General features: G+C 66.2%; 3 protein-coding genes. All 3 read right to left on the reverse strand.

From position 1 onward, the window contains the following. Positions 1-330 (reverse strand): DedA family protein (locus AX681_RS18855; protein WP_443026352.1); only part of this gene is annotated, 330 nt, incomplete at its 3' end. Between the two features lie 79 nt (positions 331-409). Continuing rightward, a complete protein-coding gene (gene gshB / locus AX681_RS18860) occupies positions 410-1,399 on the reverse strand; it encodes a glutathione synthase (RefSeq protein ID WP_066663156.1) in 990 nt (329 codons plus the stop codon). Positions 1,400-1,451: 52 nt separating this feature from the next. Continuing rightward, a complete protein-coding gene (locus tag AX681_RS18865) occupies positions 1,452-1,808 on the reverse strand; it encodes a YraN family protein (protein ID WP_066663154.1) in 357 nt (118 codons plus the stop codon). Between the last annotated feature and the right edge of the window lie 34 nt (positions 1,809-1,842).

Raw genomic sequence — 1,842 nt, forward strand, 5'->3', positions numbered from 1 at the left:
CAGCCCGTGGCGGTTGAAGAAGCGGTTGAGCTGCTCGACCTCGTCCCAGGTCAGCGTCAGCCAGCGGCCATAGCGGTCGACGAATGGCTTCAGCCGCGCGATCCCGATCCAGCGCCCGATACCATACCACACCATGTTGCCCGCCGTCGTGCCGAGCGTCGCGACGATCAGCAACGGGGTCATGTCCATGTCGCCGCGCGCGACGGCCATCCCGCCCAGCCCCATGATCACCTCGGACGGGATCGGCGGAAACACATTCTCGAGCGTCATCAGGATGAAAATCCCGACATATCCGCCCCAGGCGATCAGGTTCAGAATGAATTCGGTCATGAAACGATGGTGCTCTAGTCCCCCTCCCGCTTGCGGGAGGGGTTAGGGGAGGGCCTGTCCAAAAGCGAAACGCGGGAGGTTACAAGCCCTCCCCCGGCCCCTCCCGCGAGCGGGAGGGGAGTTGCGCCACCCGGCGCTCGATCGCATCCCAGATCATGGCGGCCGTGTCGGTCCCGTTGAACCGGTCGATCGCGACGATGCCGGTCGGCGACGTCACGTTGATCTCGGTTAGCCACTCGCCGCCGATTACGTCGATCCCGACAAAGATCAGCCCGCGCCGCTTGAGTTCCGGCGCCAGCGCGGCGCAGATTTCCTGCTCCTTCGCGGTCAGCTCGGTCTTCGCCGCGGTCCCGCCGACCGCCAGGTTCGACCGGATCTCGCCCTCGCCCGGCACACGGTTGACCGCGCCCGCGACCTCGCCATCGACCAGCACGATGCGCTTGTCGCCCTTGGCCACATCGGGAAGGAAGGCCTGCACCATATGCGGCTCGCGATAGGCGGTGTTGAACACCTCGATCAGCGACGACAGGTTCGCGCCGTCGGCATCGATCTTGAAGATCGCCTTGCCGCCATTGCCATGCAGCGGCTTGACCACGATCGCGCCATGCTTCGCCAGAAACGCCTTCGCCTCGTCATAGTCGCGCGTGATCAGCGTCGGCGGCATGAAGCGCGCAAAATCGAGCACCCACACCTTCTCCGGCGCGTTGCGCACGCTGGCCGGATCGTTGACCACCAACGTCCGGTCGGCGATCCGCTCGAGCAGATGCGTCGCGGTGATATAGCCCAGATCGAACGGCGGATCCTGCCGCATCAGCACGACATCGGCCTCGTCGCCCAGATCGAGCGACACCGGATCGCCGAATTCGAAATGACTGCCCGCGACGCGCTGCACGGTCACCGGATGCGCCTTCGCCCACACCCGCCCATCGGCATAGTTCAGCGCTTCGGGCGCATAGTGAAACAACCGATGCCCGCGCGCCTGCGCCGACAGCATCAACGCAAAGGTCGAATCGCCCGCGATGTTGATCGAATCGAGCGGGTCCATCTGCACGGCGACGGTCAGGGGCATTCGTGGTCCTTTATCGGTTCAACGCGGCAAGTAGGTAGCCGACGGGCGAATGTCACCCAATCCACGCATTCTCGATATGCCGCGGCCGCACGCCCGGCGCGAGCAGCAGCACGTCGACCCGGATATCCTCGCCATTCGCCGCATAGCGCGGCATCAGATACTCCGCCGCCGCCGCAACCCGCGCCAGCCGCCGCTCGTCGATCGCGAAATCGAGTTCGGCGGCGGACTTGCGCGCCTTCACCTCGACAAACGCGACCAGCCTGCCCCGCTTGGCGACCAGATCGACCTCTCCGGCCGGCGTCCGCACCCGCCGGTCGAGAATCCGCCACCCGCGCAACCGCAAATACCACGCCGCCCGCGTCTCCCCGTCGCGACCCGATTGCTCGGCTGCGCGGCGATCGTGCGCCATCAGTCCCCCTCCCGCTCGCGGGAGGGGTTAGGGG

Origin of the sequence: Sphingomonas sp. CCH9-E2, assembly GCF_001557215.1 — a bacterium.
Lineage (GTDB): Bacteria > Pseudomonadota > Alphaproteobacteria > Sphingomonadales > Sphingomonadaceae > Sphingomonas.

What these genes read in the sequence shown, in the direction of transcription:
- gshB (WP_066663156.1), bottom strand. Translation starts at nt 1,399, where the DNA reads ATGCCCCTGACCGTCGCCGTGCAGATGGACCCGCTCGATTCGATCAAC.
- AX681_RS18865 (WP_066663154.1), bottom strand. Translation starts at nt 1,808, where the DNA reads ATGGCGCACGATCGCCGCGCAGCCGAGCAATCGGGTCGCGACGGGGAG.